The organism is Verrucomicrobiia bacterium (assembly GCA_035489575.1).
Classification (GTDB): Bacteria; Patescibacteriota; Saccharimonadia; order Saccharimonadales; family JAGQNK01; genus DATHJY01.
In genome coordinates this window covers 23,204-38,491 of sequence record DATHJY010000014.1, presented here as the reverse complement: position 1 = coordinate 38,491, position 15,288 = coordinate 23,204, and the positions used below count along the sequence as shown (strand labels likewise).

Annotated in this window: 15 protein-coding genes and 1 tRNA gene; 6 read left to right on the top strand and 10 right to left on the bottom strand. The window is 54.4% G+C overall.

Annotated elements, in window-relative coordinates; all coding sequences use genetic code 11:
- The first annotated feature begins 252 nt into the window (after positions 1-252).
- Both VK694_07770 and VK694_07765 read left to right on the top strand, forming a co-directional pair.
- Entirely contained in the window at positions 253-864 is a 612-nt protein-coding gene (locus tag VK694_07770; protein ID HTE58606.1) for an LUD domain-containing protein, read from the top strand.
- Between the two features lie 12 nt (positions 865-876).
- A complete protein-coding gene (locus tag VK694_07765) occupies positions 877-1,812 on the top strand; it encodes an NADP-dependent oxidoreductase (GenBank protein HTE58605.1) in 936 nt (311 codons plus the stop codon).
- Between the two features lie 66 nt (positions 1,813-1,878).
- Here the strand turns inward: VK694_07765 and VK694_07760 are convergent, their stop codons facing one another.
- Complete coding sequence (locus VK694_07760; protein HTE58604.1) at positions 1,879-2,166, bottom strand: RNA-binding protein; 288 nt, start codon at positions 2,164-2,166, stop codon at positions 1,879-1,881.
- Positions 2,167-2,447: 281 nt separating this feature from the next.
- On the opposite strand from VK694_07760, the gene VK694_07755 reads away from it, so the two are divergent.
- Positions 2,448-3,791 carry a cyclopropane-fatty-acyl-phospholipid synthase family protein gene (locus VK694_07755; GenBank protein HTE58603.1) on the top strand — a complete coding sequence of 448 codons (1,344 nt, stop codon included), beginning with the start codon at positions 2,448-2,450 and terminating at the stop codon, positions 3,789-3,791.
- Between the two features lie 37 nt (positions 3,792-3,828).
- On the opposite strand, the gene VK694_07750 is transcribed toward VK694_07755, so the two are convergent.
- Positions 3,829-4,152: a helix-turn-helix domain-containing protein gene (locus VK694_07750; protein HTE58602.1), complete on the bottom strand. Its 324-nt coding sequence runs from the start codon at positions 4,150-4,152 to the stop codon at positions 3,829-3,831.
- 166 nt (positions 4,153-4,318) lie between these two features.
- Between VK694_07750 and VK694_07745 the strand changes: the two genes are divergently transcribed.
- On the top strand, positions 4,319-4,942 hold the full coding sequence (locus VK694_07745; GenBank protein HTE58601.1) for an NAD(P)-binding domain-containing protein: 624 nt from the start codon (positions 4,319-4,321) through the stop codon (positions 4,940-4,942).
- Positions 4,943-5,346: 404 nt separating this feature from the next.
- Here the strand turns inward: VK694_07745 and VK694_07740 are convergent, their stop codons facing one another.
- Positions 5,347-5,844, bottom strand: coding sequence for a YbaK/EbsC family protein (locus VK694_07740; protein HTE58600.1), 498 nt, complete (start codon positions 5,842-5,844; stop codon positions 5,347-5,349).
- Positions 5,845-5,931: 87 nt separating this feature from the next.
- Between VK694_07740 and VK694_07735 the strand changes: the two genes are divergently transcribed.
- A complete protein-coding gene (locus VK694_07735) occupies positions 5,932-7,413 on the top strand; it encodes a ketol-acid reductoisomerase (protein HTE58599.1) in 1,482 nt (493 codons plus the stop codon).
- A 62-nt stretch (positions 7,414-7,475) separates the two neighbouring features.
- The gene (locus VK694_07730; GenBank protein HTE58598.1) at positions 7,476-7,916 is read left to right on the top strand and encodes a hypothetical protein; all 441 of its coding nucleotides are present in this window, start codon (positions 7,476-7,478) and stop codon (positions 7,914-7,916) included.
- Positions 7,917-8,194: 278 nt separating this feature from the next.
- On the opposite strand, the gene VK694_07725 is transcribed toward VK694_07730, so the two are convergent.
- The 7 genes from VK694_07725 to VK694_07695 form a co-directional block, all read right to left on the bottom strand.
- Positions 8,195-9,091, bottom strand: a complete 897-nt coding sequence (locus tag VK694_07725; GenBank protein ID HTE58597.1) for a zinc ribbon domain-containing protein — start codon at positions 9,089-9,091, stop codon at positions 8,195-8,197.
- Between the two features lie 129 nt (positions 9,092-9,220).
- Complete coding sequence (locus VK694_07720; protein HTE58596.1) at positions 9,221-10,231, bottom strand: isochorismatase; 1,011 nt, start codon at positions 10,229-10,231, stop codon at positions 9,221-9,223.
- A gap of 28 nt (positions 10,232-10,259) precedes the next feature.
- Positions 10,260-12,134 carry a hypothetical protein gene (locus VK694_07715; protein HTE58595.1) on the bottom strand — a complete coding sequence of 625 codons (1,875 nt, stop codon included), beginning with the start codon at positions 12,132-12,134 and terminating at the stop codon, positions 10,260-10,262.
- A 13-nt stretch (positions 12,135-12,147) separates the two neighbouring features.
- Positions 12,148-12,963, bottom strand: coding sequence for a protein phosphatase 2C domain-containing protein (locus tag VK694_07710; GenBank protein HTE58594.1), 816 nt, complete (start codon positions 12,961-12,963; stop codon positions 12,148-12,150).
- Between the two features lie 257 nt (positions 12,964-13,220).
- Complete coding sequence (locus VK694_07705; protein HTE58593.1) at positions 13,221-13,781, bottom strand: NUDIX domain-containing protein; 561 nt, start codon at positions 13,779-13,781, stop codon at positions 13,221-13,223.
- A 180-nt stretch (positions 13,782-13,961) separates the two neighbouring features.
- Entirely contained in the window at positions 13,962-14,795 is an 834-nt protein-coding gene (locus tag VK694_07700) for a hypothetical protein (GenBank protein ID HTE58592.1), read from the bottom strand.
- A 316-nt stretch (positions 14,796-15,111) separates the two neighbouring features.
- Positions 15,112-15,188, bottom strand: a tRNA-Met gene (locus VK694_07695).
- Positions 15,189-15,288 lie beyond the last annotated feature (100 nt).

Below are 15,288 nucleotides of genomic sequence, written 5' to 3'. Positions count from 1 at the left end.
CACACCTCTCCTGCCTGCCATCCAGCAGGGCTGGCTACCCTGCAGGAGTTTTTGGCGCCCAGCACATTTTTCAGCTGTGATCCTCACATCACCGTACCATCTGTACGGCTTGTTCCGGTTCTCGCTGAAGAAATGCACTGGGCATCCAAATGTGTGGGTTGTGGCTTCCATAAAATACTTGCTATAAATTCTATAGTGCTATATATTTTATAGTATCACAGATTAAGCCAAAGTACAAGGAGCACCATACCTATGGCGCGAGATTACGCACGCCCTGTTTCAGATACAGAACTAAACACAGCCAAAGCGGCGCTGGAGAAAAACGGATTCAAGGTAGAGGTTGTTGACGATCTGGCAGCAGCCAAGCAAACAGTTCTGGCCCAGATACCACAAGGCGCAGATGTCTACACCGGTACCTCGGTAACACTGGATGAGGCAGGACTGACGAAAGAACTAGAAGAGTCAGGCCACTACGACTCTGCCCGCAAGCGCTTTATGCCACTGATACTAGATGGCAATAGGCTGGACGGTCGCCGAGTTGGCTCGGCGTCTGATTATGCCGTGGGCAGTGTGCATGCCATAACTCAGGACGGGCAGGTGCTTGTTGCGTCGTCTACGGGCAGCCAATTGCCCAATTATGTCTACGGAGCAAATCACGTCATCTGGGTAGTTGGTACCCAAAAGATTGTCAAAGATCTTAACGAGGCCATTGACCGTATAGAAACCCATGCTCTGCCCCTGGAGGACGTCCGGGCGCAGGCGGTTTATGGCGTTGGTTCGGCTATTAACCGGCTGCTTATTTACCGGAAAGAGCCCAGAGAACGCGTTACAATCATATTGATCAAGCAAGCCGTCGGCTATTAAAAAGGAGTCACTATGAAAGCAGCACAAATGACAGATTACGGTGACCCTTCGGTCATTGCTATTAACGAAGTAGACAAGCCTACAGTAGTTGAAGGCCAAGTGCTGGTAGAGGTACATGCTGCCAGCTTGAATCCGTGGGATACAAAAGTGCGTGAGGGCGCAGCCAAGAGCTTTATGCCCTTGGAATTTCCGGTGACTGCTGCTGGTGATATTGCTGGCGTGGTGGCTGCGGTGGGCGGTGGTGTATCGCATGTAAAAGTTGGCGATAAAGTCTACGGCAGCGCGGGTGTAAAAGCCGGCAGCGGCGCCCTGGCTGAGTTTGCGGTTGCCCCTGGCGGTCAGGTGGCCAAAGCCCCAGCCAATCAGGACTTTGAACAAGCTGCTGCACTGGTGCTGGTTGGGATTGCAGCAGTGCAAGGCCTGACCCAGCATATTGGCCTGAAATCTGGCCAGAAGATTCTAATCCACGGCGGTGCCGGCGGTATCGGTAGTATTGCCATACAGATTGCTAAGCACTTGGGTGCTATAGTGGCTACCACTGCCTCGGCTGACAGCTTTGACTTTGTGAAAGAGCTGGGTGCCGACGAAGTGATTGATTATAAAACCCAGCAGTTCCAAGAGATTATTCGTGACTACGATGCGGTGTTCGACATGGCAGGTGGGGATGTGGTGGATAAGTCAATTAGCGTACTGAAGCCCGGTGGTATTTTGGTGTCCATGACCACTGCCGCCAACGAAGAGAAGGTTGCTCAGCAGGGCATTGTTGCACTGGTTGAGCAAGCTCACGCAACCACAGCGTTATTAGATGAGCTACGTGGCCTGGTAGAGGCCGGCGTGGTCAAGGTGCATGTAGACAAAGTGTTTTCGCTCGACCAGGCGGCCGCAGCCTTTCGTTTCCGTGAAGCCGGGGGTATCAAGGGCAAGGTAGTTATTTCTATCAAGCCATAACTCACGCGCGACTCGCACCATAAAAAATAACCCCGCTTGTGACGGGGTTATTTTAGTTGTGGACGACTACCAACGGTTGTCGTTGCCACCTTCGCGCTTAGGGCGCTCTTCACGAGGACGAGCCTCGTTAACGGTGATGGTACGACCACCAATTTCAGTACCGTTCATAGCTTTTTCAGCTGCTTTGCCTTCGTCGTCACTTTCGAACTCGACGAAACCAAAACCTTTGCTACGACCAGTATCACGATCAGTGATGACCTTTGCATAACCGACGGTACCATGGGCACCAAAGAGCTGCTGTAGCTCGTCATCGGTTGTGGAGAAAGGTAGACCACCTACGAATAATTTGTACATTCGTTATTCCTTGATTACTTTCTTTAGAGGTTCGACCCCTTACTGTACTGAGCCTCAAGAACCGTCGAACTTTGCCTGGTAATCCATGGAACAACTCGATCATTCTACTGCTTCGAACAAATAAGAACCTACGGGGGTATTTAAACAGATTATTCGTTAAAGCGCAATCATTTTATTTACGGGGGTGTTATATCACACTGCGCGACTTGTGCACACCTAGGACTTAATTTTGTGGGAATATTGGTTGTTAAATATGCTTAAGCTTTAGTATACTCGCGCGCATGATTGAGTTTGTCGAACAAGGAATACCAGAACGCTTTTTGCCGGCTGCCGAGGCTGTTGAAAGGTTTGCACAAGATAAAATAACGGCTGGCTCGGACCGGCTTGTACATGCTAGCTTGGGGCGCATGGTCAAACATGGTGGTCTTGAGGTCACTTACACAAACGGAGACACGCAGACCTATGGCGATACTAGCCCAGAATTAGGTGCAGTGCTGCATAATACACCCAAAGTGCTAGGGCGGCTGGCGGTCGAGCGTGATGCAGCCTTGGCGGTCGGTGAAGGGTATATTTACGGTGACCTAGATTTTGTTGACCCAGACAACCCAGGGGCTGTGCCACCAGTGGACAAGTTAGTGCATATTATGGCCCAAAACCGCACACTGCGACACGAGCGATTAGCTCGGTTTTTTGACAAATTTCGCGCTAATGAGCCAAATGATCCGGCCTCGCACTACGATATCAGTAACGAATTTTACAAATTGTTTCTGGATAAAACTATGACCTATTCGTGCGCTTATTTTGACGAAGATCCAGATAATATGTCTCTTGAAGAGGCTCAGGCGCGCAAGCGGCACCTGGTACTTAAGAAGCTACAGCTCGAGCCGGGCCAGCGTCTGCTAGATATAGGTTCGGGGTGGGGTGAGCTGCTGTTCACTGCTGCCGAGGAGTATGGCGTGATTGGGGTGGGTATTACCCTCAGTCGGGAACAGCTAGAGGCGTCACAGCAGGCAGCCCGAGATCGAGGTTTAGAGGGCCAAGTGACTTTCATGCAGCTGGACTACCGAGAGCTGGCGGCGCAGGCCAGAACGTGGAATGAATCTGAGCGATTTGACCGAGTAGCCAGCGTGGGTATGTATGAACACATCGGCCGGGGCAATCAGAAGCAGTACTTTGCCGCAGTAAACAACCTGCTCAAGACGGGGGGTATCACGGTGCTGCATACCATTGCTCAGCAGTTTGATAAGCGGGTGAATGGGCTCATAGACAAGCAGGTTTTCCCTGGTGGCAACTTGCCCACGGGTGGCATAGTGCTAGATGCGGCAGCCATGGAAGGCTGGCGAGACCCTGTGGTCGAAAGTCTGCGTCGGCACTATGGTTTGACACTCTATCGCTGGTGGGAGAACTACGAAAACAATATAGACGCAGTGAAGGAGCTGTTTGCGGCCGGAGAGATAAAACACCGGCTGCTCACCACTGACCAAGCATTTACTCGCCTGTGGCGTATATATATGGGTGGCAGTGCGGGTAGCTTTATGGCAGACAACCTGGACTTACTCCAGTTTGAATTTACCAAAGGCATCAATAACGATAAACCCCTCACTCGCACCAAAATATACACTTAAGAAGTATTTACGATACCTGGCTTGGGATTTTGTGGGGCTATTGCTGCTCGAGTATTGCGTCAAAACCTATTCGATTTTCTTGAATGGTTGGCCAACTCATTTGCAGCCAGTCCATAAACTCGCGCATAGCGGGGAGCAGACTTTTGCCCAAATCTGTTAGGGCATACTCTACTCTTGGTGGAACTTCGGGGAAGACAGAGCGCTCAACAAGCCCGTCTCGCTCCAAGGCCCGGAGGGTGACGGTCAGCATTTTCTGGGATACTCCCTCAATACCGTTTTTTAGTTCTGAAAATCTCAACTGATCACTTTCGTAGAGCATGGCAACGACATGAATTGTCCATTTGTCGCCAAGTCGAGGCATTAAGCCGTTTACGGGACAGGCTGTTCTCTTTGTGCCCTTTGGTTGTTCTAGGCAAGGATGCATAAGTTTCTTTCTAGTAAGCAAGCTACTTTAAAGTGCCGTCTTCAGGCATTAAGTCTATTAGTATACATTGGTTACTATTACAAAACTAGTCAGGGGATTAATCATGAAAATTGGAATACTGGGATCGGGCACAGTGGCGCGGACATTAGGCAAAGCATGGGCGGCAAAAGGTCATGAGATATGCATTGGTGCTCGCAATCCAGCGCAAGAAGCGATTGTTGCTTGGCAGCAGACCATAGGGCCGAAGGCACGGGTTGGCTCGTTACAAGATGCGGCAGCCTTTGGTGAGGTGATACTCATAGCCATTAACCCCTGGACAGAGATTGAGGGAGCCGTTACGCCACTAGCCCTGGAGTTAGAGAGCAAGACCATTATTGATGTCAGCAATAACACTGATTTTGGTAAAGTGCCGCCTAAAATGGCTTTTACGGATCGATCCATGGGCGAATCCATACAATCCTGGCTGCCAGAATCGAATGTTGTGAAGACGCTTAACATTACCCCTGCTGGCATGATGATCAACCCCGGCGAGAGCGGCATAACTCCGGCTGTAGGATGGGTTTCGGGCAACAACGAAGGCGCTAAGCAACAGGTCGCAGCACTCCTTAAGGATATTGGCTGGACGGAAGTCACTGATCTGGGTGATATACATCAATCTATTCTCCAGGAAAGTATCGGGCTGACATTGTCGATTATTGTTACAGGAGCTATGGCACAGAAGGGTTGAGGGTGACCGTACCTGGAGTGTTTGGATATTTAATATAAGGATATTGACAAATAAGCAAAAGCGTGTATAATGAATACTGTTGATGCATCAAAACAAACACTACAAAAATTAATAGGGGGAAGAGCTTAGGAAAGCTCTTAACAAGGCACCACATGTTAGCAGTAGTAAAAGGCTTGGCGTACGAACTCATACCATCTAACGATGAAAAGATCGTACAAGTAGACTCAGAACTAAGCGATATATTCACCAAACGACACTAAATCAAAAATATGTTAATACAAGACATTAAAACACCACGCAGCAAATTGCGCGTCAGCCGTAAACCAAAGTTACGCTTACGCGGGCGACATATAATCATCGTCTCTGCTTAACCTAAAAGAGCCTCCGACGCCGGAGGCTCTTTTTTATTCCTTTGGTTTTGCCAGATCGTCTACGACTTGGGCGTTGGGCAGTTTGGTTAGTTCCTGGGGGTCCAACAGTAGTTTGCTGGAACGGTTGCCGCCACCCATGATGACCTTTTGTTGTTTCATAACGGCTGCATCTATATAAATGGGCAGGTCTGAAACGCCAATGGCAACGACGCCGCCAATCATCATGTCTGTTTGTGCAACGGTTTCTTCGCCGCTGGCAAACGAGGCGCGTTTGACCGCTAGTAGCTGACAGACCTTTTTATTGACGTCCAGCCTGGTAGTAGCTAGCACCACGCAGACCGCATAGTTAGTGGGTTCTACTTTTTTGGAAGCCACCAGAATAGTATTGGCGGATTGGTCTAGGCTGTAGCCGTAGTGTTCGCAAAAAGCGGCAGTGTCGGCCAGGTCCGGGTCGCAGGGCAGTAGCTGGGCTTGGATGTTGTGAGTTTCTAGTGCGGCTTGTACTTTGGGGTGGAGTGTAGCTTGTGACATCTCATCATGATATCAGACAACAGACCTACGCTTGCAATTTATCTACGGGGAGTAAATACTAGGGTTTTAACTTTTAAGGAGGAAGGTATGAAGTCTCCCCAACAGGCAAACACTTTTGAATCTCAGGCGTTTGCTGGTCTGCTCAAAACAGTAGATATTGCAGGTACAACAGAAACAGTTATGTACGGCGGGGACCGCAAACTCGACCTCCTCAAGAGCGCTCTTGTAAACGTCAAACAGATTTCGGTGATTGGCTGGAGCTCTCAAGGGCCAGCCCAGGCGCAGAATTTGCGCGACTCTATTAAGGCCGCAGGTCTAGATATCAAGGTGGTGGTGGGACTCCGCGAAGGGTCTGCCTCTCGTGCCAAGGCCAAGGCTGCGGGCTTTACGGAGGCTGATGGCACGCTGACTACTGTCGAAGAAGCTATCAAGAATGCTGACATGACACTGCTGCTTATTGCTGATGCCGCCATGGCGCAGCATGGCAAGGAACTCATTGGCCTTGCCAAGTCGGGTTCTGATATCTGCCTGTCACATGGATTTTATCTAGGCTACCTAGAGTCTGTTGGTCAAAAGATTCGCAGTGACGTCAACGTTATTGGTGTGTGCCCCAAGGGTATGGGCCCGTCAGTGCGTCGACTGTATGAGCAGGGCAGCGGTATCAACGCCAGTTTTGCGCTGCAGCAAGGTGACGCCGCGGCACGCGACCGAGCGCTAGCCTGGGCTTTGGCCATTGGTGCGCCCTATACCTTTCAGACTACGCTGGGGATGGAATGGCGCTCGGACATTTTTGGTGAGCGAGCTATTTTACTGGGTGGCGTCCACGGTATTGTCGAGGCAGTTTATGCCTGGAAGGTACAGCATGGTACTGCCGCTGAGCAAGCTTATGCAGAGACGGTAGGGTCGGTGGTTGGCCCTATTTCACAGACGATTTCTCACCAAGGTATCAAGGCATTGGTAGGCCAATTTGAGGGTGAGGAAAAGGATCGATTCAAGACTGCCTACAATGCTGCCTATCCGCACATGAAACAGCTTATCCAGAAAATTTACTGGGACGTTTCTAGTGGACGCGAGATTGAAGAAGTCGTATCTGACGACGAACACCAAGTGGCTATGACCCGGGTGGACGGTGGCGCTATGTGGCGTGTGGGCGAAAAAGTTCGTACCAGCACCACAGCCACCGAGACCAAGATAGACCCCGACACCGCCGGCATCTATGTGGCTGCCATGGTAGCGCAAGTAGACACGCTGCGTGAGAACGGTCACTACTGGTCAGAAGTCATTAACGAATCCATCATTGAGTCAGTTGACTCACTCAACCCCTACATGCGGGCCCGAGGCGTTGATTACATGGTAGACAATTGCTCTGTAACTGCCCGCCGCGGCAGTCGCAAATGGGCTCCACAGTTCCAGGCGTGGATAGTACAAGGTGTGTTGCCGGTTATGGACGGTACGCGGAAGGCCGACGACCACCACGACTACTTTGGCGAGCTTGTCGATCACCAAGTGCACCAAGCCCTCCAGGTTTTGGGGCAGATGCGACCAGAAATAGACATCGCTGTAGTCTAGGTTGCTCCGGGTCATATGAAACCCTGACACACGTCAGGGTTTTTGTTTTGTATACTAGGATGATGAAAACAATTGTTATTTGCTCGAGTGTGGCGTTTTATCGCAAGGCAGTAGACTTGCAAGAAGAACTACAAAAACAAGGCTATACCGTGCTGGTGCCTGACGGTGCTACAAAAATGAAAAAGACTGGCAACTTTGCCGTCAGCAGCAGCAAGACGTGGTTTGAAAACCCAGAAGACTACCACAAAAAAGCCAAGCTGATGCGGGATCACTTTGACAAAGTTGCCAAGGGTGATGCTGTCTTGATTCTGAACGATGAAAAGCATGGCGTAGCCAACTACATTGGCGGCAATGTGCTGATGGAAATGTCACTGGCATTTTATTTGAACAAACCCATTTATATCTTGAATGACATTCCAGAAGATTCCCCGTTTGTAGAGGAGATCATAGGTATGGGATCTGTGCCGTTGCATGGCAAACTCGACGTTTTACCCAAAACTTAATCACCCCAATCCATTCAGGGTTCGACCCTGTTACAGGGTCGAACCCTGAAATGGATTTTTTGGGGGAGTTTGGGGGTTGGTAGCTTTCGTCTTTTGCCGTAATGGCTCGACTCATCAGCATGTGAAGTTACACATGGAGCTGTATGCGGTAAGGGTGGTGTTCGATCCCATAAAGGGAGAACGTAGTACCCGTGAAGGCACTCCACCCCTACCGCTCGTGCGAATCTGATTCGCACTAGTTTGGAACCATACAGCTCTTATTGCTGTTGCCGGGACAACTAGTTCCCGAAGCCGCCGAGGGCGACCTGCGAGAAGCCGGTGCCGGCAGCCTGGCTGGCCCGGACGGCCGACTGGCTGACGACCGCGAACGCCTCGCGGATCTGGCTGGGTGTGTTCTTGGGCGTCAGGATCCACTCGTCGCGGATACCCATCTCCCGGAAGACTCGCTTGAAGTCGGTGCCGACCACGCTGTGGCAGCTGGGGCACTTGTTGTCGTCGGGCGGGGCCTGGTCCAGGTCGAAGCCACAGGAGTGGCATCTGCCCTTGACGTCGCTGATGCCGACTCCGATGATGATGTGCCGCTCGGTCTTGAGCAGGCCGGTCACCTTCTGGGTCAGCGACGGCGGGACGTTGGGGTTCTCCGGGTCCCGGTAGTCGTAGTACTCGCTGTCGGCGCCGTCGGTGATGATGGCTGTGACCGATCGCACCGTGACGGCACCCTGTTCGAACTCGGCCATCCGGATGCCCACGCTGGTGAGCACGATGTCCGTCTGGTCGTACAGAGGGGTGCCACCGCTGGGGTTGTAGTTGCTGGTGTCCAGCCGCACGGCACCGGCCAGGGGTCGGTACGGGAACAGGACATCGCGGTTGAGCAGACGGGTACTGATGAGCAGGCTGGATGACTGCTTGGAGCCGTCCAGGGCGTCCAGCACCAGGTTGTGTCCATCACGGACGGGCTGGCTGTTGCCTTCCATGCGGATGGAGGTGCTGTCGTCCACCACCTGGGTGACCAGGGTCAGCTCCGACGACTTGACGTCGTCCAGCGTGATGTCGCCCAGGCCGGCCTGGATGGCCGGGCCGAGGGTGTCTGCCGTCAGCACGATGCTGGCAGCGGTTTCGTCGTCGAGACCGGCGTCACCCAGCAGGGTGCCGAGGTCGGCGGGGATGGAGGTCATCTGTGGTACTTCCTCTCATTGAAGGGTTGTGGCGTTGTCGCCGTGTTCTTCGAGTAGGGGTGTCGGAGGGCTGATGCGTCCTTCTGGAGAAATATCACTCCTCTACGGATACACCAGCCCTCGGTTGGCCTAGAGGACGGGGAAGTCGGGCCAGGTGTTGATGGGGTCCGTGGACTTCACCAGGTGCATGCCGGCCTTCCGGAATCGTTCGAAGGCGTCCTCGCCCTGGGCTTCGAAGCCGGTGACCGGCGAGGTGCAGTCCTCCAGGATGTACACCTTCTTGGCCAGTTGGGGATCGCGGGCCAGGATGTCCCGCAGCAGATCGTCGATGGTCCAGGCCACGCAGTGGCTCTTGGCCTGGCCGCCGATGATCAGCACGTCGTAGTCCAGCAGCTGCTGAAGGAACTCGGTGCGCCGGGGCACGCCGGTGCCGTCGGCCAGCTTGGTGACCTCGGGCCCCAGGATCGAGTACTCCTCGACCCACGGGTTGAGGCCCTTGATCTGGATGCCGGTCTGCGCCCCACGCGCCATGGCATGGAAGGTGCAGGCCTCGAACAGGCCGCTGACCAGGTTGTGACCCTTGTCGCCGAGCATGCCGTGGAACGGCCAGATCATCAGCTGGTAGCGGCCAGCCTTCTCCAGCTCTGCCGTGTAGTGCTCCAGCTGCGCCTGAGCCGACACCAGGTTGGACTTCAGGGCCGAGGCCATGAACGGGCTGGCTCGCCAGACACCGTCCTTGATGTCCTGGAGGCTGACCGCCGTGAAGGGGTCCGGGTGCCCATTGCCCGCTTCGTTCACCAGGAACGTGGGGTGGAACACCGCGAAGGCGCGGTGGGTGTCGAGCGTGCAGTGGATGTCGGTGATGATCCCGAGGTACCGGTACACGAACTCGACGACCCGACGGCTGTCCTCGTCGGCACCGGCCACGAACAGCTCACCGTTGGGGTGGCAGAACGTGTTCTGGTTGTCGATCAGCAGCAGGCCGATCTTGGTGCGGTCCCCGACGGCGGCCTTGAGCTGGTGCGCGATGCGCCATTCCGTGGCTGCCTGCAGGAGTTTGCTGAACTTGATCCAGCGGCTGTCGTCGACGACGTTGGCCGGGTCGTAGAAGCCGGGCAGGGGAAGTTCGATGGTGGACATGGTGTCCTGCTTTCTGTCTCTTGGGGGCTTACTGGATCTGCAGGTGAATGATCTCACCCTTGCGGGTGGACACTGCATAGATGCCGCCGTTGCCGGCAAGCAGCTGTGTGTCGTCGTCCACGAATGGCTCGGTGTCTGGGAAGGTCTGGGCCACGCTGATGGTGTGGTTTTCGACCGTTACCTGGACGATGCCTTCGTCCGTTGCTGCGAACAGCGACGAACCGCTAGCTAGTCGCCCGCGGATGCTGGCTGCTAACCAGGTCGATTCGTCCTGGTCGGCGGTCAGTTCTCCTACTACGTCACCATTCTTGTTGATGACGTAACACCGGTTGATGCGTCGTCCGTTTTCCTGGAGGCTCACCATGAACCAGGCCAATTGATCACTGAAGACACACGTGGCGTCAATCAGCTGACCTGGCAGGGTGGGGATTTGCACCTGGTCATTCAGGCTTGTGCCCTGGGTGTCGAACACGAAGGCCCGCGATATCTGACCGGCCTGGTAGAAGCCGAAACCGAACCGATTGCCGGTCCAGAACAGCGTGCGACCAGACAGGACGGTACCGATGTAATCGGGACCGAGGCGTCCGTTACGAACCAGCTGGCCATTCTGTAGCCAGAAGTAGTTTCGCTCGTTCGCGTCGAACATGGTCAGGTCGCGGGCAGCGACTTCGGCGCTCTGGACCTGGGGGGTAGCCCCGGGCTCGAATACTAGCAGTCGTTCCCGTTTACCTAACAGGGTGGTGTCTTGTGCGATCCGGAACCGCAGTCCGGAGTCCAGTTTGCCGCTCGCCACTACAGTGCCGTCCTCGCGCCGAAAAGCCTGGTTCTCATGGTAGAGGTACCGAAGCTTGTTGGCTTGGAAAACGACATGCAGGAGGCGACCGGTGGTGTGGATCCGAGTTGCAGTTACCGTGCCGCGCTTGACCACCGTCTGCTTGACAATGCCGGGTGCTGCACAAGCCGGGCAGATGGGCCGGGCGTGGGCAATACCGCAATTGGTGCAGGCTGTCCAGCGCAGTGTCCTCAGCAGGTTCTCGGGGAAGGTTCCCCTCCTGTCCTGATCGTACACCTGCTGGAAGTGCTGCAGCAGTTCGTCGGGCAAGTGGCCCATGGGTAGAGCGGGCTTGGGATACTGGACGCTTGGGTGAAACACCGAAAGGCGGGCCAGTACCCGGTCGTCGTGCTCCAGACGATCCGCGCGCTTGGGTGGGCGATGGATCCCACCGTAGGGCCCCACAAAGAGCAATGACTGGAACAACATCACGTTGAACGCGTACCAGTCAGAGTCTGGGCTGTGGGGGTGAGCCATCTCCAATTTGTTGGGCTCACAGACGAGCGGGTCGACAAACCGGAAGGTGAAGGCTCGGCACATGAACTTCCCAAACTGCATGCTGTCCGCATCGACCAGGTACACCTGGTCGTTTTGGTCAACAAGCACATTCAGGTCGTTGAAGTCGCCGATCACTGCCTGCCGGCTGTGTATCTGCTGCACCAGGCTATGCAGGTTCGTATAGATCTGCACTACCTGGTTGTGGTCAATGCCACCTGTCTCGCGGTACTCCTGGTCGGCGTAGGCCAGCAACACCTCCATGCTGCGGAGATATTGCATAGTGTAGCCGACGATACTGCCGGGGTTGCCGTCGTAGGCCAGGTCGATGGGGGTCACCACCTGTGCAGGCAGTCCTTTGGGGAAAGCCGGCAGCTTGAGCTGCTGTTCCTGCAGTCGCTGAATGGCGCCAGCTGGGGCAGCAGGGTTGGTGGCGTAGCTTGGGTCGTTCGGCTGCTTGTACAGCTTCAGAACCGTACCATCGCCCAGGTCGTAGACATAGGCCTCGCCGCCTGCGCCTATCGCCTTGTCTGGCGAGAGCTGCCGGCGACGGCCTTTGAGATAGACAGTTGCCATAAAGCTCCCTCCTTCAGGGGCTTGGTTGTTGGTGACGACGGCCAGCCACGAGGGCGGTGTCGTCCGGGAGAAGACCCAGTTGCGGGTTGCGCCTGGGCCAGTCGCGACCGATCAGCTTGAGCTGACGGTTCACGAGTTCTTCGTTGTCGAAGTAGCGGTCATCGGTCCAGAACTGCTCGATCCCACCTACTTGTTTGGATATGCCTGGCATGCACTTCTGACTGACTCTTCTGAGGTCTAGGACCCCATCACTGCCAATCAGAAAGCTTTCCAGGTCATCCAGTGGGCACTGGGCAACGATCTGAAACTCCAGATCATCCGGAGCAAGGTCAACATTTCCCGGCAGCAAGCCATAGCCCAAGTAGGGCGGCTTGTTACCAGGGAAGGGGCCGAGTCCGGGGATGAGCTCGTTGTTCACCATGATGACACCGTCACCAATGGCAAAAAAGATCGCGGCGTCGTAGGCCAGTAGCGCACCAACGACGGTGAACAGGAAGTGACTGTTGACGGTTTCCCGATAGTCGCCTCCCATACTCCTTGTCAGTACGCTGAGCTGAGACAACACATCCATGCGGATGCGCTCCCAGTTCAGGTCGTACGAACGCCGATGCCGCACCTCATTGCAAATGCTGGTTGCCAGCAAGCGGACACCCAATTGGGCTCCAACTTCGCTGTGCGCTCCGCTGCCGCAGCCGTCTGCCACGATTGCCACGGTGCACAAGTCTCCCTGGACAACGGTGAAGCCGTCCTGGCAGTTCTTGATCACGTCGCGGTGTTCGCGGCCAATGACGCTGCCTGCAGCGAATTCAAAATCGCTGTGGGTAAGCACCAATTCTCCTTTTGTAAAAGCGTATGGTTCCAAACTGTTAACGAACGGGCAGCTCTTAAGCCGCTACCATTCTCTGTTATTCCTCAAGCCATAAAGGCGAGGTTTTATCAACTTAGTATTCTTACAACTCTAGAGCGAATTAGTCAATACTGATTAGTTGATAGTGTCATTATTACACTAACAATACTAACGAGTCAATAGTTTTTGTAAAACAACAATAGCGATAGTCGACTTTTACACCTGTGGTTTTTGCGACACTATGGTGTGGGCTTGGTGCGCAGGGCCTGTATGACCTTTTCAAAGTAGTCGTTGCCATGTGGCACATACAGGTCGGAGTGGTGGTATACCTCGTCCATGAAAGTATCCAGCGGCTTCCACTCTACAGAGGCTAATTCGCTCGTATCTAGGATAAAAGCGGTGTCCGGCGCCACCTGGAGCAAGTACATATACTGGAACTCATTTTCAATGTCGTCAGTGTCACCAACTGGTACGTGCACCCGATAACGGCCGATTGATTCCAGCATGGCTGTCTGAACATCCAGACCCAGCTCTTCCTGGGCTTCGCGTTTGCCGGCAGCTTCGGGTGTCTCGCCCAGGTTGATGTGTCCGCCCACAGAAATGTCATAAAAGTTGGGCCAGGTGCGTTTGCCAGCAGCTCGTTTTTGCACCAGCACTTCTACGCCACTGTCTGTATATCGCCAGATCCATATTTGGCTGGCGGCATGCAGGAGCCCCTTGGTGTAGGCGTCGTCTTTACTGGCGCCTTGGCCGGTCAGCGGCTGCCCATCTTCGCCGTATAGTTGCCATACTTCTTGCATGGCTTTAAGTGTAGCGCTTTTCGTCCTCTTGGACTCATCAGCATGAATACGCATTCATGGAAGCGCGAAGGTTGGGTGACGTATATCCCTGTAAGGGGAAATATGCCACCCAACCTGGTGAGGGGTCAGCTGGCAGGACGCGCCTACCAATCAGACCTCTCGACCATATGTCACGCCTTTTCAGTGGCTGTGGCTGTGGTTGCCGCTGAGCTTGTCGGCTGCGTCCGTCAGGTAGCTGCCGAGGTTGGTCAGGCTGGAGCACAGCAGGGCGGTGCAGCCTGGGCCGAGCGTCGAATCGGGATCGCCCCCACTGCTCTGCCACATCTGCCAGGCATTGGACTTGTCCTGCAGGCCCAACGAGTACATCAGGGGACCCCAGTTGTCCAGGAGCGGTTCCAGCGTGTGGGTGCGGACATGGCCCTGCAGATCGAATTGGGCGATGGCGACCGCTGCCGGACCCCTGCTGGCATTTCGGTGCGGTAGCACCAGGCACAGTTGGTTCTGGCTGGAGTTGCCCGGATCGACGGTCAGGGTGATGGCCTTGAGGCCCAGTAGGCCGTGGACACCGAACAGGTGGGCCTGGGCCGGCTGCATGCAACCGCAACCCGGAACCTCAGGGTTGATGACCACGACGGTGCGGGCGTTGGAGCTAGCCCCGAAGGGGTGGGGGAAGACAGACTGTTCGTTGGCCTGATCCGTCATGTACACCTGGTCAGTCCGGCGGCTGTCCTTGGGATTGACGCGAGCGATAGTGCACATGCCCTCCGCCACGGCCTTGACGCCGCCAGCTATGACCTCGCGCTCGGCGAGATGCTCGGCCAGCTTGGTCGCCGCGATCTCGGGATCACCGTTGGCGTGCTCCCTGGTGAACCAGGTCTCTCCCCTCTGGGGGTAACGCAGCGTGTCCTCCCACACGTGGACGCGAGAGGCGAACCCGTCTGTGGTCAGCGCTTGCTCGATGAAGGCAGTCGCCGGGTGGGGTGTGGTCGTATCAGTTTCGGTGGTGTCGGTCATCAGACCTCTCCTCTGGTTGTGTCGGTTGGCTTGTAGATTTCGGGGCACGCGATATGCGCCAAAATCTACAAGCCATTCCACTGAAAAAACGTGATTTTCGAAGTACTTCGAAGTTAAATAGCTCCGAAGTTTATATTTATAACATAAAACATCAAGTAAGTCCATACATCACCCCAAGAAGGCTTCACTAGCAATATAGACAAAATTTTATTTTAAAATATAACAAATTTATTGCATAAGGGGAGTTCTCTATATGTATAGAGATCATACCAAAACAAAAAGACATCACGTGATGTCTTTTTGGGTAAAGTCTTTCTGGTGCCGGTGAGTGGACTTGAACCACTGACCCCAGGCTTATGAGTCCTGTGCTCTAACCAGCTGAGCTACACCGGCGGCTCAATGTGTGATGCTGCGCTGTCGCAAGTCGCCGGCAAAACAAGTTTGCCCGGCAACTGTGGACAGCCCAGCAAGCCATCTCACCTTCCGTGGTCCA